The 22,882-nt window shown below is 71.8% G+C and carries 19 protein-coding genes; 8 read left to right on the plus strand and 11 right to left on the minus strand.

Annotated elements, in window-relative coordinates; translation table 11 throughout:
* Window positions 1-33 precede the first annotated feature (33 nt).
* The 3 genes from ACWCPI_RS28515 to ACWCPI_RS28525 all read right to left on the minus strand — a co-directional run bounded on the left by ACWCPI_RS28515 (window position 34) and on the right by ACWCPI_RS28525 (window position 4,023).
* Window positions 34-486 carry an ATP-binding protein gene (locus ACWCPI_RS28515; RefSeq protein WP_451040838.1) on the minus strand — a complete coding sequence of 151 codons (453 nt, stop codon included), beginning with the start codon at window positions 484-486 and terminating at the stop codon, window positions 34-36.
* Between the two features lie 143 nt (window positions 487-629).
* Window positions 630-1,544 (minus strand): anti-sigma factor RsbA family regulatory protein, encoded by a 915-nt coding sequence (locus tag ACWCPI_RS28520; protein WP_451040839.1) that lies wholly within the window; start codon window positions 1,542-1,544, stop codon window positions 630-632.
* Window positions 1,545-1,611: 67 nt separating this feature from the next.
* Entirely contained in the window at window positions 1,612-4,023 is a 2,412-nt protein-coding gene (locus ACWCPI_RS28525) for an ATP-binding protein (protein ID WP_451040840.1), read from the minus strand.
* Between the two features lie 417 nt (window positions 4,024-4,440).
* Between ACWCPI_RS28525 and ACWCPI_RS28530 the strand changes: the two genes are divergently transcribed.
* Window positions 4,441-5,793, plus strand: coding sequence for a M14 family metallopeptidase (locus ACWCPI_RS28530; RefSeq protein ID WP_451040841.1), 1,353 nt, complete (start codon window positions 4,441-4,443; stop codon window positions 5,791-5,793).
* On the opposite strand, the gene ACWCPI_RS28535 is transcribed toward ACWCPI_RS28530, so the two are convergent.
* The 4 genes from ACWCPI_RS28535 to ACWCPI_RS28550 all read right to left on the minus strand — a co-directional run bounded on the left by ACWCPI_RS28535 (window position 5,794) and on the right by ACWCPI_RS28550 (window position 8,928).
* Window positions 5,794-6,387: a hypothetical protein gene (locus tag ACWCPI_RS28535; protein ID WP_451040842.1), complete on the minus strand. Its 594-nt coding sequence runs from the start codon at window positions 6,385-6,387 to the stop codon at window positions 5,794-5,796.
* Between the two features lie 96 nt (window positions 6,388-6,483).
* Window positions 6,484-6,894: a RidA family protein gene (locus ACWCPI_RS28540; protein ID WP_451040843.1), complete on the minus strand. Its 411-nt coding sequence runs from the start codon at window positions 6,892-6,894 to the stop codon at window positions 6,484-6,486.
* Between the two features lie 22 nt (window positions 6,895-6,916).
* Window positions 6,917-7,678 carry an IclR family transcriptional regulator gene (locus ACWCPI_RS28545; RefSeq protein WP_451040844.1) on the minus strand — a complete coding sequence of 254 codons (762 nt, stop codon included), beginning with the start codon at window positions 7,676-7,678 and terminating at the stop codon, window positions 6,917-6,919.
* Entirely contained in the window at window positions 7,675-8,928 is a 1,254-nt protein-coding gene (locus ACWCPI_RS28550; protein WP_451040902.1) for a sugar kinase, read from the minus strand. The genes ACWCPI_RS28545 and ACWCPI_RS28550 overlap by 4 nt, the downstream gene beginning before the upstream one ends.
* Window positions 8,929-9,125: 197 nt before the next feature.
* Here ACWCPI_RS28550 and ACWCPI_RS28555 point away from each other — a divergent pair, with 197 nt between their 5' ends.
* A complete protein-coding gene (locus ACWCPI_RS28555; protein WP_451040845.1) occupies window positions 9,126-10,397 on the plus strand; it encodes an amino acid deaminase in 1,272 nt (423 codons plus the stop codon).
* Window positions 10,398-10,408: 11 nt separating this feature from the next.
* Window positions 10,409-12,031 (plus strand): N-acyl-D-amino-acid deacylase family protein, encoded by a 1,623-nt coding sequence (locus ACWCPI_RS28560; protein ID WP_451040846.1) that lies wholly within the window; start codon window positions 10,409-10,411, stop codon window positions 12,029-12,031.
* Window positions 12,032-12,099: 68 nt separating this feature from the next.
* On the opposite strand, the gene ACWCPI_RS28565 is transcribed toward ACWCPI_RS28560, so the two are convergent.
* Together ACWCPI_RS28565 and ACWCPI_RS28570 are read right to left on the minus strand one after the other, a co-directional pair.
* Window positions 12,100-13,029 carry a S1 family peptidase gene (locus ACWCPI_RS28565; protein WP_451040847.1) on the minus strand — a complete coding sequence of 310 codons (930 nt, stop codon included), beginning with the start codon at window positions 13,027-13,029 and terminating at the stop codon, window positions 12,100-12,102.
* 243 nt (window positions 13,030-13,272) lie between these two features.
* Window positions 13,273-14,136: a hypothetical protein gene (locus ACWCPI_RS28570; RefSeq protein WP_451040848.1), complete on the minus strand. Its 864-nt coding sequence runs from the start codon at window positions 14,134-14,136 to the stop codon at window positions 13,273-13,275.
* A gap of 124 nt (window positions 14,137-14,260) precedes the next feature.
* Here ACWCPI_RS28570 and ACWCPI_RS28575 point away from each other — a divergent pair, with 124 nt between their 5' ends.
* The gene (locus tag ACWCPI_RS28575) at window positions 14,261-15,472 is read left to right on the plus strand and encodes a pyridoxal phosphate-dependent aminotransferase (protein WP_451040849.1); all 1,212 of its coding nucleotides are present in this window, start codon (window positions 14,261-14,263) and stop codon (window positions 15,470-15,472) included.
* A gap of 96 nt (window positions 15,473-15,568) precedes the next feature.
* Complete coding sequence (locus tag ACWCPI_RS28580) at window positions 15,569-15,991, plus strand: SCO4983 family protein (protein ID WP_451040850.1); 423 nt, start codon at window positions 15,569-15,571, stop codon at window positions 15,989-15,991.
* Window positions 15,992-16,121: 130 nt separating this feature from the next.
* Here ACWCPI_RS28580 and ACWCPI_RS28585 read toward each other — a convergent pair whose 3' ends face one another.
* The gene (locus tag ACWCPI_RS28585) at window positions 16,122-17,855 is read right to left on the minus strand and encodes an Ig-like domain repeat protein (protein WP_451040851.1); all 1,734 of its coding nucleotides are present in this window, start codon (window positions 17,853-17,855) and stop codon (window positions 16,122-16,124) included.
* 307 nt (window positions 17,856-18,162) lie between these two features.
* Window positions 18,163-19,986 (minus strand): phosphoenolpyruvate carboxykinase (GTP), encoded by a 1,824-nt coding sequence (locus tag ACWCPI_RS28590; protein ID WP_451040852.1) that lies wholly within the window; start codon window positions 19,984-19,986, stop codon window positions 18,163-18,165.
* A gap of 331 nt (window positions 19,987-20,317) precedes the next feature.
* On the opposite strand from ACWCPI_RS28590, the gene trhA reads away from it, so the two are divergent.
* The 3 genes from trhA to ACWCPI_RS28605 all read left to right on the plus strand — a co-directional run bounded on the left by trhA (window position 20,318) and on the right by ACWCPI_RS28605 (window position 22,881).
* Window positions 20,318-21,067: a PAQR family membrane homeostasis protein TrhA gene (gene trhA, locus ACWCPI_RS28595; protein WP_451040853.1), complete on the plus strand. Its 750-nt coding sequence runs from the start codon at window positions 20,318-20,320 to the stop codon at window positions 21,065-21,067.
* Between the two features lie 425 nt (window positions 21,068-21,492).
* Complete coding sequence (locus ACWCPI_RS28600) at window positions 21,493-22,122, plus strand: TetR/AcrR family transcriptional regulator (RefSeq protein ID WP_451040854.1); 630 nt, start codon at window positions 21,493-21,495, stop codon at window positions 22,120-22,122.
* Window positions 22,123-22,155: 33 nt separating this feature from the next.
* Window positions 22,156-22,881 carry a Mut7-C RNAse domain-containing protein gene (locus tag ACWCPI_RS28605; protein ID WP_451040855.1) on the plus strand — a complete coding sequence of 242 codons (726 nt, stop codon included), beginning with the start codon at window positions 22,156-22,158 and terminating at the stop codon, window positions 22,879-22,881.
* The last annotated feature ends 1 nt before the right edge of the window (window position 22,882 follow it).

The following is a 22,882-nucleotide window of genomic DNA, read 5'->3' on the forward strand; positions in this document are numbered from 1 at the left end:
GCCGAACCGACAAGAGGGCGCGGCCGACCCGGATCACCGATGGCGGCCCGGGGACGGTCTCGGACGGCAGGACCGATCGCCGTCGGCGGAGCCCGTCGTGCAGGAACAGGTGCCCAGTTCGAACCACACGCTCTTGCCCTGCCCGTCCTGGTGGCAGCCCCAGCGCCGGGCGAGCGCGGCCACCAGGAACATCCCCCGGCCGCTCTCCGAGGCACCCGCGTCCAGCACGGTGGGAACGCGCCGGCCGGCGTCCCGGACCTCGCAGCGCAGGATGCCGTGGGCGGCGAACAGGGTGAGCCGGAAATGGCTGGCGGAGTGCAGCAGCGCGTTGGTGGCCAGCTCGCTCACCAGCAGCTCGGCCACGTCCGCCAGGTCGTCCAGGTCCGCGAGCCCCCACCCCTCCAGTTGCCGGCGGACCTCCGCGCGAGCCTCGCGGACGGCGGAGGGACGGGGGTCGTACTCGGCGCTGAGGTGGCCGGCCCCCATGGGCGGTTGGGGATACGAGCCGTACCGAGGACCAGGATCCGGGCAGCGCGCCCCGTGGAGGTGCAGCATGGGTCCACAGTGGCGTACGCGGGGGTGGGGCACATGGGGAGGAATACCCGTTTCCATACCTGCGCCGGTACGCACTACCCGTACTGCAGCCGTACGCTCGCGTGCTCCCCCTCGTCGCGGACGTCGACGTACGCGCAGACCTGACGGGCGAACCACAGTCCCTGCCCGGGTTCGAGTTCCGCGCTCGGCGGCGGTACGAACCCGGCGAGCGGGTCGTCGACGCGGCGCAGGGCGCGCAGTTCGCAGACGCACGCCGGGGCCTGGCCCCACAGCAGGGCGCCGTCGAGCGGGCCGAGGGCGGCCGCGGCCTCGGTGACGGCCGTGGCGAAGAGCTCCGCGTCCGCGGCGGGCAGTCCGCGCGAGGTCGCCCAGGTGCGTACGGTCCCGGCGGCGGGAGCAGGGCCCGGGAGGTGCTCGGCGTCCGCGGGGAGTGGGGGCAGCGGCACCGCGTCGAGCTCGGCGGCGAGCCGTACCGGGTCCTCGTACACGTCGGTGTCGGGGTGCGCCCGGCGGGCGGCGGCGACGATGGCGGGGCCCGCGACCCGGGCGTCGTAGGCGCACAGGGCGGTGGTCGCGAGCGGGGCGAAGAGGAGGTTGGCCAGAGCCTCGTAGCGGATCCACTCGGCGGTCTCCCGCGGCGAGCGTCCGGCGCGGCCGCCCCATACGGGTTCCATGAGGAGATGGACCCGGCCACCGGGTCCGGCGTGCGCGGCGAGGTATCCGGCGCCCCGGGCGATCGCGTTGGCGGCCGAGCCGGTGTACCACTCGGTGTGCGGGACGAGCCCGACGTCCTTGGCGTCACCGCCGAGCGCGTCCCGCAGCAGGTCCAGGTTGCGAGGGGCGGCGATGGCGACGGGCGGGGGTTCGTCGGGCGCGGCGAGCGCCTCGGTGAGGAAGGGCAGGGCGGCGGCGAGGAACTCGTCGTCGGTGGCGAAGACGCCCATGCGGTGGTCGAAAGCCGTCCGCGGCGGGGTGGGTTGCGGTGTCATGAGGGGGCGGTTCTCCTCGGGTCGGAGTCGGCGTGCTGACAGGTTGGCGGCGTCACGGCCGCCGGCCTCAGCGTCGGGCTGCCATCCAGGCGGCGATCTGGCTGCGGTTGCTGAAGCCGAGCTTGCCGAGGATGCGTTCCACATGGCCCTCGGCGGTGCGGCGGGCGATGAACAGTCGGTCGGCGATCTGCTGGTTGGCCAGTCCCTGGGCGACGAGTTCGGCGACCTCGGTCTCGCGGCGGGTGAGGGGGACGCCGGTCGGGGGGCGGGTGGACGTGGGGGGGCCGTTCGCCGGGCGGTCGGCCGGGTCGGTGCGGCGGCGGGACGGTCTGTCGCCGTCGGCCGCGTAGTCGACGGCCTCCGCGAGGGCGAGCCCGGTGCCGCGTTCGTGGGCCCGCTGGAACTCGGGGTCGCGCAGCGCCTCCCGTGCGCGTGCCTCGCTCTCCTTGCGGGCCGAGTTGAGGGTGGCCGACCCCCAGCGGTCGCGGTCGATGCCGGCCCAGGTGCGGTCGGCGGCGCCGAGCAGGACGGCCGCGCGGGCGTGGGCGCCCGTCTCGGTGGCGACGCGGGCCAGGAGGTCGAGGGTGAGGGCGATGCCGATGACGTCGTGGACGGCGAGTTTGAGGCGCAGGGCCCGGCGCGCGTGGTGTTCCGCGCGGCGCCAGTCACGGCGCACGGTGTGGGCGAGGGCGAGGATCCGCAGGACGTACGAGTGCACCCACTCCTCGCCGTGCCGTTCGCACATCCGGCGTACCTGCTCGCAGACCTCCACGGCCCGGTCGGCCTCGCCCAGGAACCCCAGGGCGCAGGCGAGTTCGACCTGGTCGAGGCCGTACAGGCTCAGGTGCTGACCGGGGACCGGGCCACGGGCGACGCTGGCCTCGAAGTGGGTGAGCGCGGCCGGCAGGTCGTCCAGGAACAGGGTGATGACGCCGATGACGTACTCGGCGTGCGCCGCCTCGGCCGTGTCGTCGAGGGCGCGGGCCAGGGCGTGGGCGTCCTGGGCGAGGGCGAGACCGGCGGTGAGGTCGTGGGTGGCGGCGGCGAGGAGCCCGGCGATCCACAGGCCACGGGCCCGCTCCGGGGTCGGTTCGGGGCTGGCGGCGAGGGCCCGGTCGAGCCAGTGCCGGCCCTCGCGGGGGGCACCGCAGGCGTGCCAGTAGAACCACAGCGTGCCGGCCAGGCGCAGCCCGTGCGGGGCCTCACCCGGGGTGGTGAGGCTGAAGTCGAGGGCGCCGCGCAGGTTGTCCCGGTCGGCACGGAGCCGGGCGACGATCTCGCGCTGGCCCGGCCCGAACCAGGCGCTCTCGCAGGCGGCCGCGCGCCGCAGCATCCAGTCGCGGTGGCGTCGGCGGGCGGCGGGCTCCTCGCCGGGCAGCCGGCGCAGGCGGTCCAGGCCGTAGTGGCGGAGGGTGTCCAGGAGGCGGTAGCGGATGCCGTCGGGACCGGGCTCCCGGGCCAGCACGGACTTGTCGACCAGGCCGGTGACGGCGTCCAGGACGTCGTCGGCGCTCAGCGGCGCCGGGCCCTGCGGCGCGTCCTGCCCCGCCTCGGCCTCCCCTGCCGCGGGATGCGCCTCCCGGGCGCACACCGCCTCGGCCGTCTCCAGATCGAAGCTCCCCGCCAGTACGGACAGCCGCGCCCACACCAACTGCTCCCGCCGTGTGCACAGTTCGTGACTCCAGTCCACCGTGGCCCGCAGGGTCTGGTGGCGGGGCAGGGCGGCGGGGCTGCCGCCGGTGAGGAGGCGGTAGCGGTCGTCCAGACGGCCGAGGAGCTGGTCGACGTCGAGGACGCGCATCCGGACGGCGGCGAGTTCGATGGCGAGGGGAAGACCGTCCAGGCGGCGGCAGAGGCGGGCGACGGCCGCGCGGTTGGCGGGGGTCAGACGGAAGCCGGGGACCACGGCGGCGGCCCGGTCGGCGAAGAGGGCGAGGGCGGGGTAGCCCTCGGGAGTGGAGAGGTCGCCGTCGGGGTCGGGGACCGGCAGGGGCCGTACCTCCAGGAGGTGTTCCTCGGTCAGGCCCAGGCGGTGGCGGCTGGTGGCGAGGATCCGCACGCCCGGCGTGCCGTGCAGCAGGGCAGCGGCCAGGTCGGCGCAGGCCGGCAGCAGGTGTTCGCAGTTGTCGAGGAGCAGCAGCAGCCGGCGGTCCCGTACCTGCTCCACCAGTGCCCGCAGCGGTGGTCGCGACGAGTGGTCGTGCAGGTCGAGCGCGTCGGCGGCGGCGTGGGGGACGAGTGCCGGGTCGTCCAGGCCGGAGAGGGGCACGAGATGCACGCCGTCGGGGAAGGTGCGCCGTACGGCGGCCGCGATGCGTGCGGCGAGGCGGGTCTTGCCGACACCGCCGGGCCCGGTCAGCGTGACCAGCCGGGCTCTGGCCAACAGTTCCCGGCCCGCGGCGAGTTCGCCGCGCCGGTCGACGAAGCTGGTCGTCTCGACCGGCAGCTGATGGTCCCGTCGTGGCACCGATCCGCCCATGATCAGCCGTTCCTCTGGGGGTGTCGGCCTCGGGGGTCGTGCCGGCCTCCGGGGCCTCGTCGACCTCTGGGGTGCTGTCGATGTGGAGCGGGGAGCCGCGGGAGCCGCGGGCGCGCCGTTCCCCGCCACTCCCGCCGCCCCCGCCGCTCCCGCTTCTCCCCTTGCGCGGACCCTCACCCTCCCCCGGTCCTTCACCGGCCTGCACATCCGGGTCACACGCCCGGGTGCACTTCGTCCGGGACCGCTCCGCGCCGGGGGCGCGCGCGTACACTGCGCGGCTGAATTTCGAATGGTTCACGTCATCAATCACCGCGGCGCCCTTGACCTGTCCATGCCACCGGCTCACGATGAGCGCCGCACCCGCATCACGCAGTACGTCGCACTGAACCCCACCCCCCACTCCCGCAAGGAGACTTCATGCGACTTCGCACACGCGGCTCAGGCGGCCTCGGCGGCAGACGCACCGCCGCCTTCGCCGCACTGCTGGCCCTCGCCCTCGCGGCTCCCCTCTCCACGAACGTGTCCGCGAACGCCGACAGCGCCACCAAGGCGGCCCCCTCGGCCGACGACGTCCGGCAGTACGAGGTGCACATGCACTCGACCGCCAAGGACCGCACCGCACTCCAGCGCACCGGTGTGACCGTGGACGAGGTCCACGGCCACGGCGTCGTCGTCTCGGGCCGTGCGGACCAGATCAAGAAGCTGCGCGACCTCGGCTACGACGTCACCTCGCTCGGCGCGGTCCCCGACCGCTCCTCGGGCGAGGACGACATCCGGCTCCACGACTTCCCGTCCGGCGACTCGCGCTATCACAACTACGCGGAGATGACGAGCGAGATCAACTCGATCGTCTCGGCCAACCCCTCCATCGCGAGCCAGCGCGTGATCGGGCAGTCGTACCAGGGCCGGAACATCGTCGCCATCAAGATCAGCGACAACGTGGCGACGGACGAGTCCGAGCCGGAGGTCCTCTTCACCCACCACCAGCACGCGCGTGAGCACCTCACCGTCGAGATGGCGCTCTACCTGCTGCGCGAGCTGACCTCCGACTACGGCAGCGACTCGCGGGTCACCGGCATGGTGAACAACCGCGAGATCTGGATCGTGCCCGACCTCAACCCGGACGGCGGCGAGTACGACATCGCCACCGGCTCGTACCGGTCGTGGCGCAAGAACCGGCAGCCCAACGCCGGTTCCTCGTACGTCGGGACCGACATGAACCGGAACTGGAACTACCGGTGGGGTTGCTGCGGCGGCTCGTCCGGGTCACCGTCCTCGGACACCTACCGGGGCACGTCCGCGGAGTCCGCGCCCGAGGTGAAGGTGGTCGCGAACTTCGTGCGCAGCCGGGTCGTGGGCGGCGTGCAGCAGATCAAGGCCGGCATCGACTTCCACACGTACAGCGAGCTGGTGCTGTGGCCCTTCGGGTACACGTACTCCGACACCACGACCGGGATGACCGCGGACGACCGGAACGCGTTCGCGACCGTCGGCCAGAAGATGGCGGCCAGCAACGGGTACACGCCGGAGCAGTCCAGTGACCTGTACATCACGGACGGGTCGATCGACGACTGGCTGTGGGGCAGCCAGAAGATCTTCGGGTACACCTTCGAGATGTACCCGAGGTCCAGTGGGGGCGGGGGCTTCTACCCGCCCGACGAGGTGATCGAGCGGGAGACGTCCCGGAACCGGGATGCGGTGCTGCAGTTGCTGGAGAACGCGGACTGCATGTACCGGTCGATCGGCAAGGAAGCCCAGTACTGCCGTTAGCTACTTGGCGTCGGCTTCCTCGGCGTCCGCCTTGACGGCGTCCGTCTTCACCGCGTCCGCTTCACCGGCGTCCACTGCACCGGTGTCCGTGTCGTCGGCACCGTCGTCGAAGTAGGCGTCGAGGACCGCGTCCAGTTGCTCGTCCCACTCCTTGAAGCGGCTCCTGGCCGTCGCCTCGATCTCGATCGGGTACCAACGGCGGTCAGGAGTGTGCACCGTGACGGTGAACCGCTTCCCGAAGCGCGCGGTCTCCGTCTCGACCGCGCCGATCTCGTCCCAGCGGAACTCGCACTCCTGGTCGTCCAGGGCGAGCCGCACCCCTCTGTGGTCGGCCACGATCCGGGCCCGCCGGTCGGCGGCCTCGAAGACGGGCCCGTCGACGGGGGCCTCCTCCTCGACGACCTCCGCCTCGGCCTCGGCCTCCTCGACGACCGCGAGGACCGGCTCCTCGGAGTCGGCCGTGCCGGCCGCGTCGTCCTTCTTCTTCACGCCCCCCGGCTCGGCGGACGCGGGAGAGGTGAGCCCGGGGATGAAGGCCGGGTCGAACCCGGCGCCTTCCAGGGGCTGGCTGCCTGAACCTATGCGCTGCTCCACAGCGGAGCAGTATGGTCGACGACCCTGTGTTCCGCGCAACCAGCCCCCGCATCGTTACACGATCACGCTCGACGTGTCCCGTTCGCCGATGGGGGATCAGCCCAGTACGGCGAGCGCGTCGATCTCGACGAGGAGCCCGGCGGGCAGACCGACGTAGACCGTGGTCCGGGCGGCGGGCGGCTGGGTGAGCCGCTGCTCCTCGAAGTAGGAGTCGTAGATCTTGTTCATCTCGGCGAAGTGGGCGACGTCCGTCAGATAGACGCGGATCATCATCACGTCGTCCCAGGAGGCGCCGCCCTCCTGGAGGATCGCCTTGACGTTGGCGAGGGTCTGGAGCGTCTGCTCGCGCAGGGTGGGGCCGGCGGGCGTCGGAGGCTGCCCCTCGGCCGCGGGCAGGAAGCCGACCTGCCCGGCGACCTGCAGGATGTTCCCCTTCTTCACGCCGTGCGAGAACCTCGCGGGCGGGGTGGTGTGGGTCTTCGGGGTCAGCGCCGTCTTCTCGGTCATACGCGGTCCTTGCCGTCCTCGGTCATACGGGGTTCTTCGCCGGGGTCCTGCCGGAGTACTCGCCGCTGATGTCGTCCGCCGTACGGCGCACCAGAGGGAGCAGGGTGAGGAGTTCGTCGGCGGAGACGACGACGTTCGGCGCGGAGACCGACATCGCGGCGACGACCCGGCCGTCGGCTCCCCGGATGGGAGCGGCGACGCAGTTGATGGACTCCTCGTGGCCACCGAGGTCGGTGGCCCAGCCCTGTTCGCGCACCTGGTCCAACTCGCGCAGGAACGCCGGGGCGTTGGGGATGGAACGGGCCGTGTACATGGGGTAGTCGAGCTTGCCGGCCAGGGTCCGGCGCTCGTGTTCGGGCAGATCGGCGAGCAGCAGCTTGGCCACGGCGGCGACGGTGATGGCGACGGGCTTGCCGATCCGTGAGTACATCCGCACCGGGTACCTGCTCTCGACCTTGTCGATGTACAGGACCTCGTCCTCCTCGTACACGGCGAGGTGCACGGTGTGCCCGCACTGCTCGTTGAGGCGTACGAGGTGGGGATGGGCGATCTCGCGGATGTCGAGGTTCTCCATCGCCTCCTGGGCGAGGGCGATGAGACGGGCGCCGAGGCGGTAGCGCTGGTCCGACTGGCGGTAGACCATGCCGTGCTCGTGCAGGGTGCGCAGCAGCCGCAGGGCGGTGGACTTGTGCACGCCGAGGCGGTCGGCGACCTGGCCCAGGTCGGCGGGGCCCTCGGCGAGCAGCGGCAGGATGCTGAGCGCGCGGTCGACGGTCTGACTCATGGCGTACGTACCTCCTCGTCGGTCCCCTCAGCGGCTTGCGTCCACCCGGGGCCGAGTCGCAGTTTCTCCCACGCGGCGTCGTCGAGGGCGGCGAGCTGGTCGGCGTGGCCCCGGCCGGGCGGGGCGGCGAGGTCACCGGGGGCGGTGAGAGCGGCGGCGGCCCAGAGGTGGCCGTGCCGCAGCCGTGCGCGCAGGGGCAGTTCGCGCAGGGTGGCCGAGAGGAAGCCGGCGGCGAAGGCGTCACCCGCGCCGACGGCCGCGACGACGTCCACGGCGGGAGCCGGGACGAAGGCGGGCGGCGCGGCGTGGGGCCCCGGCGCGCAGGCGGCGTCGGCGGGGCGGATCCGGGGAGCACCCGGCACACAGCCGGCATCGCCGGAGCGCCCCGACGAAGCACCCGGAACGCAACCTGCATCAACAGGACGCCCCGACGAACCACCCGGCATGGCGGCCGGGCGTGGGTGAGGGGCGCGGCCGGGTGCTTGTGGGGCGCCGTCCGCTCCCGGGGCGGGCGCCGCACCGGCGGCACGGCCGCCCGCGGCCGGAGCCGTCCCGCACCCGGCTTCCCGGGAGCGCTCGAACGCCGTGGCGCCCCGCGCCCCGTCCTTCACCACCAGCACGGCCGGCTCCGGCAGCAGCGCGCGGATCGCCACCGGGCCCTCGGTGACGCCCCAGGCAGACTCGGCCTCGTCGGTGCCCACGAAGACCAGGTCGCATCGGCGAGCCAGCCACAGCAGCGCCTGAGCGCCGTCGGCGCGTCGCCACAGCCCGGCGCGGTGGTTCACGTCGAACGAGACCAGCGGGCGGTCCGCCCCGGGAGCCGTCAGCTCGCGCAGCAGCTCCAGGCAGGAGTCCGACAACGCCGCCGTGATCCCCGACAGATGCAGCACCCGGCCCGCCCGCACCGCCCCGAGGTCCACGTTCCCCACGGACATGGCGGACGCCGCCGAACCCGCCCGGTAGTACGCCACCTCGTGCGCGTCCGTGCCCCGGTCGCCGGCCGTGCGGAAGTAGACGCCGGTCGGGCGGACCGGGTCCACGTGCACGGCCCCGGTGTCGACACCGTACGAGGCGATCCGTCTCACCAGGTGGTCGCCGAACCCGTCCGCCCCGACCCGGCTGACCCACCGCACGGTGTGCCCCGCGGCGGCCAGGCCGCACACGACGTTGGACTCCGCGCCCCCGATCCCCCGCTCGAACGACGGCACGTCGGCGAGGCGTCCCGGCCTCGACGGCAGGAAGGTGACCATGGACTCGCCGAGCGCGACGACGTCCACGACGTCGCAGGCATTGCGGCATCCGGTGACGGTCACGATCGTCGTAGCTCCCAGCCGTCTGCGTGGTCGGCGGCTCCGTTGACCGCGATCGGCCGACATGTTAGACAGCGGCAAGCGACATACGCAATGCCAGTTGCACCTTGTGCAACAAGCCTGATCAGGGAGGTTCCATGAGCTCCGAGGCGCTCGCGCGTCTGGCCGAGGAGCGGGTCGACCACCGCTTCAAGGGCCTCCCCCCGGACGCGGACGGTCTGACCGTCGCCGAGTTGGCCGCCCAGCGCCGCAACCTCTTCACCGGAGGCTTCGCCACCCCCGTCCTCGCGCTGTCCGCCGAGCGTCTGGAGCACAACCTCGACCTCATGGAGGCGTACGCCGCCCGCCACGGACTCGCCTTCGCCCCGCACGGCAAGACCTCCATGGCTCCCCAGCTGTTCCAGCGTCAGATCGAGCACGGCGCGTGGGGCATCACCCTCGCGGTGCCGCATCAGGTCCGTGTGGCGCGGGCGTTCGGCACCGAGCGGATCTTCCTCGCCAACGAGCTGGTGGATCCGGCGGCCCTGCGCTGGATCGCGGCCGAACTCACCGCCGACCCCGCCTTCCGGCTCATCTGCTACGTCGACTCCGTGCCCGGCGTCGAGCAGATGGACGCGGCGCTGCGCGACGCCGGGGCCGCCCGCCCACTGGACGTCGTGGTCGAGCTGGCGGCCGGCGAGGACGCCCGGACCGGCGTCCGCACGGAGGCGGAGTGCGCGGCGGTCGCGGACGCGGTGGCGGGCGTGCCGACACTGCGGCTGGTCGGCGTGGCGGGGTACGAGGGCGAGGTGCCGCAGGCGACCCCGGAGCGGGTGCACGCGTGGCTGCACCGGCTCGTCTCGCTGGCCGCCGACTTCGACAAGGCGGGGCGTTTCGCGGGCCTTGAGGAGATCGTCGTCAGCGCGGGCGGCAGCGCGTGGTTCGACGCGGTCGCGGACGTGTTCGCAAACCTCCCGGAACTCTCCCTGCCCGTACTGAAGTTGCTGCGCTCGGGCGCGTACGTCTCGCACGACGACGGCCATTACCGCAAGCTGACCCCGTTCAACCGGGTCCCGGGCGAGGGCGCCCTCGAACCCGCCTTCCGCCTCTGGGCGCAGGTCGTCTCGCGCCCCTCCCCCGAGCAGGCCTTCGTCAACGCGGGCAAGCGGGACGCGGCGTACGACCTCGACCTGCCGGTCGCCCAGGTGGTCCGCCGGGACGGCGTCGAGCGCCCGGCCGCCGGGATCTCGGTGACCGCGCTGTCCGACCAGCACGCGTGGCTGCGGACGACCGCGGAGGCGGACCTGGAGGTCGGGGACTGGCTCGGCCTGGGCCTGTCGCATCCGTGCACGTCGTTCGACAAGTGGCAGCTGATCCCGGTCGCGGAGGCGGACGGGACGGTCGTCGACTACATCCGCACGTTCTTCTAGGAGGTACGTCCGTGGAGGACCTGGTCATTCGGGACGCGGAGGTCGTGGACGGCAGCGGCGCCCCCTCCTACCGCGCGGACGTGGTCGTCGACGGCGGCCGGATCGTGTCGATCGTCCAGGAGGCCGCCGCCGCGGGGTGCCAACGCCCGCGGGCGACACGGGAGCTGGACGCGGAGGGACTCGTCCTCTCCCCCGGCTTCATCGACATGCACGCCCACAGCGACCTGGCACTGCTACAGGACCCGGACCACAGCGCGAAGGCCGCGCAGGGGGTCACCCTTGAGGTCATCGGCCAGGACGGACTGTCGTACGCCCCGGTCGACGACCGCACACTCGCCGAGGTCCGCCACGCGATCACCGGCTGGAACGGCTCCGGTGACGGCATCGACTTCGACTGGCGGACGGTGGGCGAGTACCTGGACCGGCTCGACTTCGGTTTCGCCGGCCGCGGCATCGCCGTCAACGCGGCGTACCTCGTCCCGCAGGGCACGGTCCGCGCGCTCGCCGTCGGCTGGGAGGACCGGGCGGCGACGCCGGACGAACTGGACCGGATGCGGCGGCTGGTCGCCGAGGGCCTGGAGCAGGGCGCGGTCGGCCTGTCGTCGGGGCTGACGTACACGCCGGGCATGTACGCCGAGGACGCCGAACTGACGGAGCTGTGCCGGGTGGTGGCGTCGTACGGCGGCTACTACTGCCCGCACCACCGCTCGTACGGGGCCGGGGCCCTGGAGGCGTACGAGGAGATGGTGGCCCTGGCCCGGGAGGCGGGCTGCGCGCTCCACCTGGCCCACGCCACCATGAACTTCGGCGTGAACAAGGGCAGGGCGCCCCAGTTGCTGTCGCTGCTCGACGAGGCACTGGCGTCGGGGGCCGACATCACCCTCGACACCTACCCCTACACCCCCGGCTGCACGACCCTCGTGGCGCTGCTGCCGAGCTGGGCGAGCGAGGGCGGTCCCGAGGCGGTCCTGACCCGGCTGGCCGACGAGGAGTCGGCGCAACGGATCCGGCACCACATGGAGGTCGTCGGCGCGGACGGCTGCCACGGCGTGCCGGTCGACTGGGACACGATCGAGATCTCGGGGGTGAGCGACCCGGCGCTCAAGGACTTCGTCGGCCGTACGGTCCGGCAGTCCGCGGACGCACGCGGTGAGGACCCCTGGACGACCGCCCGCCGACTGCTCCTCGACGACCGGCTGGGCTCGACGATCCTTCAGCACGTCGGAGACGAGGAGAACGTACGCACGATCATGCGGCACCGCGTCCACACGGGTGGTTCGGACGGCATCCTGCGGGGCGGGAAGCCGCACCCGAGGGCGTACGGCACGTTCCCGCACTATCTCGGCCGCTATGTACGGGAGTTGGGAGTGCTGTCCCTGGAGGAGTGCGTGGCCCACCTGACCGCGCGCCCGGCGGCGCGGCTGCGGCTGCCGGACCGGGGGCTGGTCCGCGAGGGGTACCGGGCGGACCTGGTGCTGTTCGACCCGCGGACGGTAGCGGCGGGCTCCACGTTCGAGGAGCCGCGCACGCTACCGAGGGGCATCCCGCACGTCCTGATCGACGGCCGCTTCGTGATCGAGGACGGCCGCCGGACGGACGTGCTGGCGGGACGCGCGATCCGCAGACCCGCGTAGCCGTCTACGGCGGTGGCCGGTTACGGCGGTGGCCGGTTACGGCGGTGGCCGGTTACGGCGGTGGCCGGTTACGGCTTGGGCAGCACGCAGCCGCTCGCGTTCAGGTCGAGCTTGTTGTCGACGCCGAAGCAGGCGGGGATCTGGTAGGTCTGCTGGGCGTAGTTGATGCCCTGGCGGACGGTGACGTTGCCGCTCTCGTCGACCTCGCACGGATTGTTGACCGTGCAGCGCTGGCCGTCCTCGTTGCCCGAGTTGTTGACGGCGACGACCTTGTTGGTGGCCTGGTCGATGACCGGGGAGCCGGAGGTGCCGCCGATGGTGTTGCAGGCGGAGGTGTAGCGGACGGAGTCCTTGAAGGTCCAGTCGCCTTCCTTGAGGCGGTACACGAACCCGTCGATGTTGCAGTTGTACAGCCGCTTCCAGTAACCGGAGGCGACGGTGATGGCGGTGCCGGCGACCGGGTGGGTGTCGGCCATCGTCAGGGCGTTGATGTTGTACGAGCGCTTGATCTGCGCGTAGGTCGTGGTGAGCTGATAGATCGCCACGTCCGTGTCGGTCATCGTCCCGTAGGCGATCTTGCTGGCCCGCAGGGTGCCGACCCGGCTGCCGGAGGCGTTGAGCAGCCCGAAGGTCCGGCTGGAGGCCCGGTCGACGACGACCTGGCCGGGTCCGGGCATGCCGGTCTCCAGGCAGTGGCCGTTGGTCATCACCAGCGCGGGGTCGTCGTCCTCGGCGTCCGAGAAGCGCACGACCGAGCCGGAGCAGTTGCTCAGCGAGACGGTTCCCGCGAAGTTCACCGCCCGAACGGAGGGGTTCAGGGCCTGGTTGAGGCTCTCCGTGGTGGCGGTGACGGCGTCCCTGACGGTCGACACGGCCGTCTCCGTGTCCACGCTCTTGCCGAACGGTCCGGCCGTGTCCACGGGAGCCGCGATCGCGGGTGCGGCACCGGCCCCGGCTATCGCCAGGGCGAGGAGGGCGGCGCCGAGAGGTTTTCTCATGTGGGGGTCCCCTCATACGAGGAGGGTGACCGAAGAACCTCCGGCCACCCGCACTTTTGTCATGTGCATTCTCACGTAGGAGAGGGGTGGGGACAAGGACTCGGCTACCGGTGGGTTCGGGCCGTAGGGCTTTCCCTATCACCCGCGGCGAGGGGTCCAGGCCGGGCGGCTCAGGACGTTCACGAGGGGGGTGTGAGATCACCACACACGACGCGCGCCCCCCTAACCCCACCCGCTCGTCCTTCAACCCGGCTTCTTGGTGCTCCCCTGCCCCAGCCCGGGCTTGTCGTCCGAGTTGCCCGGCGCGGTCCTGGTCTCGGTGGGGGTGGTGGGGAACGCCGTCGGGCTGGTGGTGGTCGGGGCGGGTGAGGGGCTCTTGCCGTCGGAGTCGGCGTCGTCCGACGCGGCCCCGGAGGGGCCTGAGGACGAGGGGCTCGGGGAGGCGCCTCGCGACGACTCGCCGCCGTCGGACGGGCGGGTGCCGGCGGACGGGTCCGAAGACCTGGCCGGTGCCGCCGGCGCCGCGGGGTCCTCGACCGTCGGGCTCGTCCGGTCGTCCTTGGTCTGCGCGCCACCACCGGAGGAGGACCCGGACATGGCGAAGCCGGCTATCAGCGCCGCCACCGAGACCGCCCCCACGGCCCCTGCGGCCATCGCCACGCGGCGTGGCCCTCGGGCCACGGGCTTGCGCCGCGAGCCCCGGCCCGCGCCGCCGGCCCGCCGGCCGCCGGATCTGCGGCCGCTCTCCTCGCCGAAGCCGTAGTCGTCATCGGGGCCGCTGTACCTGTAGTCGTAGCCGCCGGACGAGCCCTCCCGGTCGGAGTCGGCCCTCGTGAAGGCCGTGCCGTCGTCCGCCCCAGGGCCCGCGTCCACCACCTGCGGCAGCTTCGTCGTCTCGTCGTACGCGTTCTGCCAGCCGTGCGCGGCCGCCGGGTCCGCGTAGGCGTCGTAGGCGGGGGGCGCCTCGGGCTGGGGGTGGTACACGTTCGGGGGTACCTGAGGAACGTCGCGCTCCGGGTCCGAACCATGCAGGCCGTACCCATCTGCCGCACCGTTCGCGGCGTCGGCGGCGGGCGTCCCGTTCTCGTACTCAGGTGGCCTGGACATGACCGCGAATTGTAGAGACGGGAGTGGCGTGCGGGACAGCTACCGTCGATAACACTGCAAACTCCGCGTCTCACGTGGCGGAAAACACGACCCGCCGGACGTTACACGGCCGTAAGCTCCTGGCATGCAGGTGATCCAGTCGACCAAGCTCGCCAACGTCTGTTACGAGATCCGGGGCCCGGTGCTCGAGGAGGCGATGCGGCTCGAGTCGGCGGGGCATCGGATCCTCAAGCTGAACACCGGCAATCCGGCCGCGTTCGGGTTCGAGTGTCCGCCCGAGATCCTGGAGGACGTCCTGCGCAACGTGTCGTCGGCCCACGGGTACGGCGACGCGAAGGGCCTGCTGGCCGCGCGCCGGGCCGTCGTCATGCACAACCAGACCCTCGGCATCGAGACCGACGTCGAGCACGTCTTCATCGGCAACGGCGTCTCCGAGCTGATCGTCATGGCGATGCAGGCCCTGCTCGACGACGGGGACGAGGTGCTGGTACCCGCCCCCGACTACCCGCTCTGGACCGCCGCGGTGTCCCTGTCCGGCGGCACCGCCGTGCACTACCGGTGCGACGAGCAGTCCGAGTGGATGCCCGACCTCGCCGACATCGAGCGCAAGGTCACCGACCGCACCAAGGCCATCGTCATCATCAACCCCAACAACCCGACGGGGGCCGTGTACGACGACGCCATGCTGCGGGGGCTGACGGACATCGCCCGGCGCCACAACCTCCTCGTCTGCTCGGACGAGATCTACGACAAGATCCTGTACGACGGCGCCACGCACACCCCGACCGCCGCCATCGCGCCCGACCTGCTCACCCTCACCTTCAACGGCATGTCCAAGGCCTACCGGGTCGCCGGGTACCGGGTGGGCTGGATGTCGATCTCGGGCCCCCGCGCCCATGCCGACTCCTACATCGAGGGCCTCACCATCCTCGCGAACATGCGGCTGTGCGCGAACATGCCCGGTCAGCACGGTGTCGTGGCCGCGCTGAGCGGACGGCAGTCCATCAACGACCTGGTGCTGCCCGGCGGGCGGCTGAAGGAGCAGATGGACACCGCGTACGATCTGCTGACCCAGATCCCGGGCGTGAGCTGCGTACGGCCGAAGGGGGCGCTGTATCTGTTCCCGCGCCTCGACCCCAAGGTCTTCAAGATCAAGGACGACCGGCAGCTGGTCCTGGACCTGCTGCGGCGCGAGAAGATCATGGTCGTCCAGGGCACCGGGTTCAACTGGACCGCGCCGGACCACTTCCGCGTCGTGACGCTGCCGACGGTCACGGACCTGCGGGACGCGGTCGGGCGGATCGGGCGGTTCCTCGACGGCTACAGCCAGCCGTGACACCGCGTAGGCGGGCGACCCCGCCTTGCAAGCGACTCAACTTTAGACGAGATCTAAGCTAGGATGGCTTCCTGTCAGAGCACAGGAGGCCATCCCATGTACGAACCGATCCGCACCAAGTCGGTCCACAGCACGATGGCCGACACCCCCTCCGACTTCCCCCACCGCTCGCGTGAGGAAGAGCTGGACATCCAGCTCGCAGGTCATCTCGCGGCACTGCTGGCCGTCACGGACGAGCTGCGTGCGGCGGCCCCCTCCGAGGACCTGGACACCGCGGCCGAGCGGCTCGCCGCCCAGGTGGCACGGCTTCGGGGCGGGCGGGCGCCGGCCCGCGCGGCGGCCTCCGGCGGTGAGCCGAAGCTCGCGGCGCTGCACCACCGGGCGCACACCCTCGCGGGGCGGGCGCTGGTGGTCGCGGCGTCGCGTGCGGACACGGCCGTGGCGATCCTCGCCGCCGAGCGCATGGACGCGCACGCCGCCGCGCAGGCCGAGCCGCAGGAACTGACCGGCGTCGGCTGACACCCCCTGGACGGCCCCGGTCCGCGTGCACCCGCAGCGACGCGCGGACCGGGCGCCACAGCACCGCACCCGGCGGGCCGTGGCGCTCCTTGGCCCTCGTCGGGCCCGCTGCGGCCCCTTTCTCCCCCGCTCAGCGCCTGACGTAGACCGTCGCCGTGGCCGTGGACGCCTGGTGCGCATCGTCACCCGGCCAGGCCACCGTGTACGTCGTGTTGCCCCGGGAGCGGGGCAGGTCGTTGATCGTGAAGGTGCCGTCGGCGGCCACCGTCACCGATGACAGGGTGCCCGTGCCGAGGCGGTCCGTCCGGGTCACCTTGAGTACCGCTCGCTCGGGCAACGCCCTGCCCTGAGCCGTGAACGAGCCGCCGATCTCCACGCCCGTCCGCAGCGAGCCCTCCTCGGGCGCGGTGAGGACGATCGAGGTGGGCGCCTTGCCCACGGAGACGGTCGCGGTGACGTCCTCGGCGGGGCGGTGGGTCAGGTCGCCGAGGTAGGAGGCCGTGTACGTGGCGTCGCCGACCCGGTCGGGCTCGTCGAGGACGGTGAAGGTGCCGTCGTCCTTGACGGTGAAGGTGCCGAGCTCACGCGTGCCGCTCGCGTCGGTGCGGGTGGCCCGGACCTTCAGGGGTTCGGCGGGCGCCGGCCCGTCCTGCTCCAGCTTGCCCCGCACGGCCAGCGGCTCACCGGCGACCGCCTGGGCGGGGCTGTGGGTGAGGCCGCCGGCGAAGCGGGTGTCGTACTGGACCGCCGGCGGCTGGATGATGTGCAGCCAGTACTGGTTGCCGGCCGCGTTGGTGGTCACCGCGAACAGCCGGGAGCCGTCCGCCGACCACTCCAGGCCACGCGGCGCGACCCGGTCGCCGTCGAGGCTGCCCTCGAAGGCGAACTCCAGCGGCGCCGTGGAGTCGGTGGGGTCGGCGGGCTGCACCAGCAGGTCCGGCGTCGAGCCGTCGGCCGAGGCGCCCCGCGCGATGTACTTGCCGTCACCGCCGAAGGCGACCGCGCTGGCGGCGGCGCCGGCGGGCAGCGCCTGGTAGCCGTCCGCCGCGTCGGACAGGTCGCCGGTGTTCAGCAGCCGCGTCCCGGCCGACGCGTCGGCCACGGCGATCTTGCTGCCGTCGGCGGAGAACGCCATGTCCTTCAGGTTCAGGGCGCCCTTGCCGTCGGCGTCGGCGAAGCGGCGGGCCGCGTCGCGGACGAGGCTGCCGCCCCCGGTGTCGTACACCGTAAGGAACGGGTCGGCGGCGGACGAGTTGAGCGGCTGACCCATCAGCATCCGGTCGCCGGGACCGGCCTCCAGCTGCAGCTTGCCGTTGTCCTGCCAGTTGGTGCGCGCCACGGTGTTGGTGGCGGGCGCGTAGGCGTCCAGGTGGGTCAGCGTCGTGTCGCACTGCGACGTGTAGTACGAGTAGGGCGTCGTGTAGTACGCCGTGCCGCCGGAGAAGGCGAGGCTGCGGCCGCAGGTGTCGGTGGAGACGTACAGGCCGTTGGAGGTGTAGGTGCTGGTGTCGTAGCGCCAGAGCACCTCGCGTCCGCCGACGTAGAGCGTGGAGCCGTCGGCGTTCAGCGCCAGGCCGGAGATGTGCTGGGTGGTGCTGATCGTGGTGATCCGCTCGCCCTGGAAGTTGTAGACGGCGATCAGACCGGGGTTGTCGTAGCTGCCCATGTTGCTGTCGGCGACGTAGACCCGCTGGTGCGCGGAGTCCACCGCCAGCGCCGAGTACGAGGTGATCGGCAGCTTGGCCACGGCTTCGGAGGCCGCCGCGTGGGCCGCGGGCGCGGCGGCGACGGTCAGGCCGGTCCCGGCGAGTGCGGCGGCGAGCAGCGTGGCCGCGAGACGTCTGGGACGGTGCGCTGTATTCAACTGTGCCCCCCACAGGCTGAATCGAACGCTCACTGGGATCAGTGACGCTCTCGTGGAGGCCATGTAACAGCGGTGGGGAGGCCGCGCTCAAGGCGGCGCGGCCGAACAGGAGAACGAATACAGGCGAGGGCCTGTCGTCGCGCCGCTCCCCGTCGGGGCGGACGGGGACATGCGACGACAGGCCCGGAGCCCCGCACGCCGTTGTACGGAACTTCGCCGGTCTGTGGTGCGGTCACCGCGGCCGACCGTGACGATCTCGCTGGTCAGGGCAGACTCGGAGCCGGCCGCGGCGTGAGGGAGGGCTGGATCAGCCCAGGCGCTGCACCAGGGCGCGGTACTCGTCCCACAGCTCCTTGGGCGTGTGGTCGCCGAAGGTGTTGAGGTGCTCGGGGACGAGCGCGGCCTCCTCGCGCCAGACCTCCTTGTCGACGGTGAGGAGGAAGTCCAGGTCGGAGTCGGACAGTTCGAGGCCGTTCGTGTCGAGGGCGTCCTTGGTCGGCAGGATGCCGATCGGGGTCTCGACGCCCTCGGCCTTGCCGTCGAGGCGCTCGACGATCCACTTCAGCACGCGGCTGTTCTCACCGAAGCCGGGCCAGACGAACTTGCCCTCGTCGTTCTTGCGGAACCAGTTGACGTAGTAGATCTTCGGCAGCTTGGACTGGTCCTTGTCCTTGGCCACGTCGACCCAGTGGGCCATGTAGTCGCCCATGTTGTAGCCGCAGAAGGGCAGCATCGCGAACGGGTCGCGGCGCAGCTCACCGACCTTGCCCTCGGCGGCGGCGGTCTTCTCGCTCGCCACGTTCGCGCCCAGGAACACACCGTGGTTCCAGTCGAAGGACTCCGTCACCAGCGGTACGGCGGTGGCGCGGCGCCCGCCGAACAGGATCGCCGAGATCGGCACGCCCTTGGGGTCCTCCCACTCGGGCGCGATGATCGGGCACTGGGACGCGGGGACGGTGAAGCGGGCGTTGGGGTGGGCGGCCGGGGTCTCGCTGCCGGGCGTCCAGTCGTTGCCCTTCCAGTCGGTGAGGTGGGCCGGGGTCTCCTCCGTCATGCCCTCCCACCAGATGTCGTTGTCGTCGGTGAGCGCCACGTTGGTGAAGACCGAGTTGCCCCACAGCGTCTTCATCGCGTTGGCGTTGGTGTGCTCACCCGTTCCGGGCGCGACGCCGAAGAAGCCGGCCTCGGGGTTGATGGCGTACAGACGGCCGTCCTCGCCGAAGCGCATCCAGGCGATGTCGTCGCCGATGGTCTCGACCGTCCAGCCGGAGATGGTGGGCTCCAGCATCGCGAGGTTGGTCTTGCCGCAGGCGGAGGGGAAGGCCGCCGCCACGTACTTGGACTCGCCCTGCGGCGGGGTCAGCTTGAGGATGAGCATGTGCTCGGCGAGCCAGCCCTCGTCGCGGGCCATGACGGAGGCGATGCGCAGGGCGTAGCACTTCTTGCCGAGCAGGGCGTTGCCGCCGTAGCCGGAACCGTAGGACCAGATCTCGCGGGTCTCCGGGAAGTGGGAGATGTACTTGGTCTGGTTGCAGGGCCAGGGGACGTCCTCCTGGCCCTCCTCCAGGGGGGCGCCCAGCGTGTGCACGGCCTTGACGAAGAAGCCCTCGGAGCCGAGCTCGTCGAGGACGGACCGGCCCATGCGGGTCATGGTGCGCATGGAGACGGCGACGTACGCCGAATCGGTGATCTCGACGCCGATCGCGGACAGCGGCGAGCCGAGCGGGCCCATGCAGAAGGGCACGACGTACATGGTGCGGCCGCGCATGGAGCCGCGGAAGAGGCCCTTCTCCCCCTGGAAGATCTCCCGCATCTCCGCCGGGGCCTTCCAGTGGTTGGTGGGGCCCGCGTCCTCCTCCTTCTCGGAGCAGATGAAGGTCCGGTCCTCGACGCGCGCGACGTCGGTCGGGTCGGAGGCGGCGTAGTACGAGTTGGGGCGCTTGATCGGGTCGAGCTTCTTGAAGGTGCCCTTCGCGACGAGCTCCTCGCACAGACGCTCGTACTCGGCCTCGGAGCCGTCACACCAGACCACGCTGTCCGGCTGCGTCAGTTCGGCGATCTCGTTCACCCATGAGACGAGCGCCCGGTGATTGGTGGGGACGACGGGGGGAGCCGCGATGTCGCGCGCCACGGTTGCTCCTAAATGAGGGATTCTTGTCCTGAATATGCCCTTGTATGCCCCGTGGGGGCCGCGACCCGGATGCTGCACTGAGTCGATCTTCCGCGCTCATCCGGTGCCGACCGCACTCATTTGATCATCCGACGCCTCCGCCCATATGTCCAGAGGGCGTCACAGGTGAGCGGCGTGAGGATCGCCACTCCATCCGATGTTTTCGCTGGGTCACCGAGGATTCACCCCGAGTGCGCCCATGCCGGGCACCCCATGAGACGAAGGCCACTTCCGAGCGCCCATCTGGACGCGGTGATACGAGACTTACGGCCGCGTAGGTACGATTTCCCGCATGACTGCGCCCGCCCCCGACGCGCCCTCGGACACGCCGGCCGCCGGCCGCGATTCCGACGCGCCCTCCCTGCCGCACCAGATCAAGCAACAGGTCGCCCAGCACATCACCGACCCGATCAAGCCCAAGCTCCGCGGCTGGCTGCACCTGGGTATGTTTCCGGCCGTTCTCGTCGCGGGCCTGGTCCTGACCGCCCTCGCCGACTCGACCCGGGGCCGCATCGCCTGTGGGATCTACGTCCTCACGGCCTGCCTGCTGTTCGGCGTGAGCGCGCTGTACCACCGGGGCGACTGGAGCCCGCGCATGGACGGCATCCTGCGCCGGCTCGACCACGCCAACATCTTCCTGATCATCGCCGGCACCTACACCCCGCTGACGATGCTGCTTCTGCCGGGAGCCAAGGGGCAGTGGCTGCTGTGGGGCATCTGGGGCGCCGCCGCGGCGGGCATCGTCTTCCGCGTCTTCTGGGTGGGCGCCCCGCGCTGGCTCTACACGCCCTGCTACATCGCGATGGGCTGGGCGGCCGTGTTCTTCCTGCCGGACTTCATGCGCACCGGCGGCATCGCCGTCCTGGTCCTGGTGATCGTCGGCGGCCTGCTCTACAGCGCGGGCGGCGTGATCTACGGCATCAAGCGCCCGAACCCGTCACCGCGCTGGTTCGGCTTCCACGAGGTGTTCCACTCCCTCACGCTGGCGGCGTTCATCACGCACTACGTCGGGATCTCGCTGGTGGCGTACCAGCACGGATAGCGCTCCTGGGTTTCGCAAGGGCCACCGCCTACGAGCCGTGGCCCTTTTCCATGCCCTCCCGGCGCATCAGGAGCAGACCAGGTGGGCGGGCCCTCGGCATCGCGCTGCTGGGCAGCCTGGTCGCGAGTCCTACCGGGATCGGCTCGACACCGCCGGCCTCCCGGCGGCCGCCGCGGAGCCGCACGTGACTCGCTCAGCGGCGCCCACGCGGTCGCCGAGCGGTTCGACCTGCCCGCCCTCGCGCGTTCCGCCGACGCCGCCCACGTGGACGGCATCGCCGCGGTCCTCGTCGTATGCGGCATCGCCGCCCTGGTGACGGCGGCCCTCACGGCAGCGCTGCTGCCGAACCGGCGGCCCGCCGACCGGCAAGGGTCCGGCGCCGCGGCCTTGGTCCCCCGTAAGGCCCATGGCCGACAATGAGGGGCATGACCACGGCACATACCCCTGTTCCGGAAGCCACGCGCCGTCCGGGCCTGCGGGAACGCAAGAAGACCAAGACGCGGATCGTCATCCGGGACGCGACCTACGCCCTGGTCGGGGAGCAGGGGTACGAGGCCACCACCGTCGAGCAGATCGCGGAGCGCGCCGAGGTCTCGCCGAGCACCGTCTTCCGCTACTTCCCCACCAAGGAGGACATCGTCCTGACGGACGAGCTCGACCCGGTCCTGCTGGCGGAACTGCGCAAACGGCCGGCCGAGGAGCCGTGGCCGGAGTCCTTGCGGTACGTCATGAAACTGGCGATCAGCGCCGCGTTGTCGGAGGAACCCGAAATCGTCCGACTGCGGTCGCGGCTGCTGGCCGAGGTACCCGCGGTGCGTTCACGGATGCGGGAGAGCATGTCGGTCACCGGCCGGATGCTCGCCGAGGCCGTCGCCGAGCGCACCGGTGCGGCGCGGGACAGCCTGGAGGCGAGGGTCTACACGATGTCCCTCATCGGCGGCCTGACGGAGATCTCCCTGTACTGGGCCGAGAACGGCTTCGAGGACGATCTGCACGACCTCCTCGACCGTGCCCTGGACGTGGTCGAGCACGGCCTCCCTGCGAAAAACACCTGAGGTACGAGCCCGCTGCCGTGACATGCTGGCCGGGTGAACGGTCCCGAGATCCACGTCGAGTTCGCCCCCGAGCTGCACCTGTTCGTCCCCGAGGCCAGGCGCTCGGGCGCCACCCGGCTCGCCACCGACGGCGTCTCCACCCTCGGCCATGTCGTCGAGTCCGTCGGCGTCCCGCTGACCGAGGTCGGCACCCTGGTCGTGGACGGTGCCCCGGTGCCGGTGTCCCACGTCCCGGCGGCCGGCGAATCCGTGGTGGTACGGCCCGTCGAACGCCCCCAGCGGGTGCCCGGCGCGCCCCTGCGCTTCCTGCTCGACGTCCATCTCGGCACCCTCGCCCGCCGCCTGCGCCTGCTCGGCGTGGACACCGCCTACGAGTCGACGGACATCGGCGACCCGGCCCTCGCCTCCCGCTCGGCCGCCGAGAAGCGGGTGATGCTCAGCCGCGACCGGGGCCTGCTGCGCCGCCGTGAACTGTGGGCCGGCGCCTACGTCTACAGCACCCGCCCCGAGGACCAGCTCCGCGACGTGCTCGCCCGGTTCCGGCCCGAACTGCGGCCCTGGACCCGGTGCAGCGCCTGCAACGGCCTGCTGAAGGAGGCCACCAAGGAGGAGGTGGCCGACCGGCTGGAGGGCGGCACGCAGCGGTCGTATGACGTCTTCGCCCAGTGCACCGAGTGCAGGCGCGCGTACTGGAAGGGCGCGCACCACGAGCAGCTGGTGGCCATCGTGGAGCGCGCCCTCGCCGACTACGCGAGCTGAG

It is taken from the genome of Streptomyces sp. NPDC001920, assembly GCF_053594495.1.

Bases quoted from the DNA above. Each gene is read 5' to 3' on its own strand.
- trhA (WP_451040853.1), top strand. From the start codon at position 20,318: ATGACTGCGCCCGCCCCCGACGCGCCCTCGGACACGCCGGCCGCCGGC.
- ACWCPI_RS28530 (WP_451040841.1), top strand. From the start codon at position 4,441: ATGCGACTTCGCACACGCGGCTCAGGCGGCCTCGGCGGCAGACGCACC.
- ACWCPI_RS28565 (WP_451040847.1), bottom strand. From the start codon at position 13,029: ATGAGAAAACCTCTCGGCGCCGCCCTCCTCGCCCTGGCGATAGCCGGG.
- ACWCPI_RS28515 (WP_451040838.1), bottom strand. From the start codon at position 486: ATGGGGGCCGGCCACCTCAGCGCCGAGTACGACCCCCGTCCCTCCGCC.
- ACWCPI_RS28600 (WP_451040854.1), top strand. From the start codon at position 21,493: ATGACCACGGCACATACCCCTGTTCCGGAAGCCACGCGCCGTCCGGGC.
- ACWCPI_RS28540 (WP_451040843.1), bottom strand. From the start codon at position 6,894: ATGACCGAGAAGACGGCGCTGACCCCGAAGACCCACACCACCCCGCCC.
- ACWCPI_RS28570 (WP_451040848.1), bottom strand. From the start codon at position 14,136: ATGTCCAGGCCACCTGAGTACGAGAACGGGACGCCCGCCGCCGACGCC.
- ACWCPI_RS28545 (WP_451040844.1), bottom strand. From the start codon at position 7,678: ATGAGTCAGACCGTCGACCGCGCGCTCAGCATCCTGCCGCTGCTCGCC.
- ACWCPI_RS28520 (WP_451040839.1), bottom strand. From the start codon at position 1,544: ATGACACCGCAACCCACCCCGCCGCGGACGGCTTTCGACCACCGCATG.
- ACWCPI_RS28575 (WP_451040849.1), top strand. From the start codon at position 14,261: ATGCAGGTGATCCAGTCGACCAAGCTCGCCAACGTCTGTTACGAGATC.
- ACWCPI_RS28555 (WP_451040845.1), top strand. From the start codon at position 9,126: ATGAGCTCCGAGGCGCTCGCGCGTCTGGCCGAGGAGCGGGTCGACCAC.
- ACWCPI_RS28550 (WP_451040902.1), bottom strand. From the start codon at position 8,928: ATGGTCACCTTCCTGCCGTCGAGGCCGGGACGCCTCGCCGACGTGCCG.
- ACWCPI_RS28525 (WP_451040840.1), bottom strand. From the start codon at position 4,023: ATGGGCGGATCGGTGCCACGACGGGACCATCAGCTGCCGGTCGAGACG.
- ACWCPI_RS28580 (WP_451040850.1), top strand. From the start codon at position 15,569: ATGTACGAACCGATCCGCACCAAGTCGGTCCACAGCACGATGGCCGAC.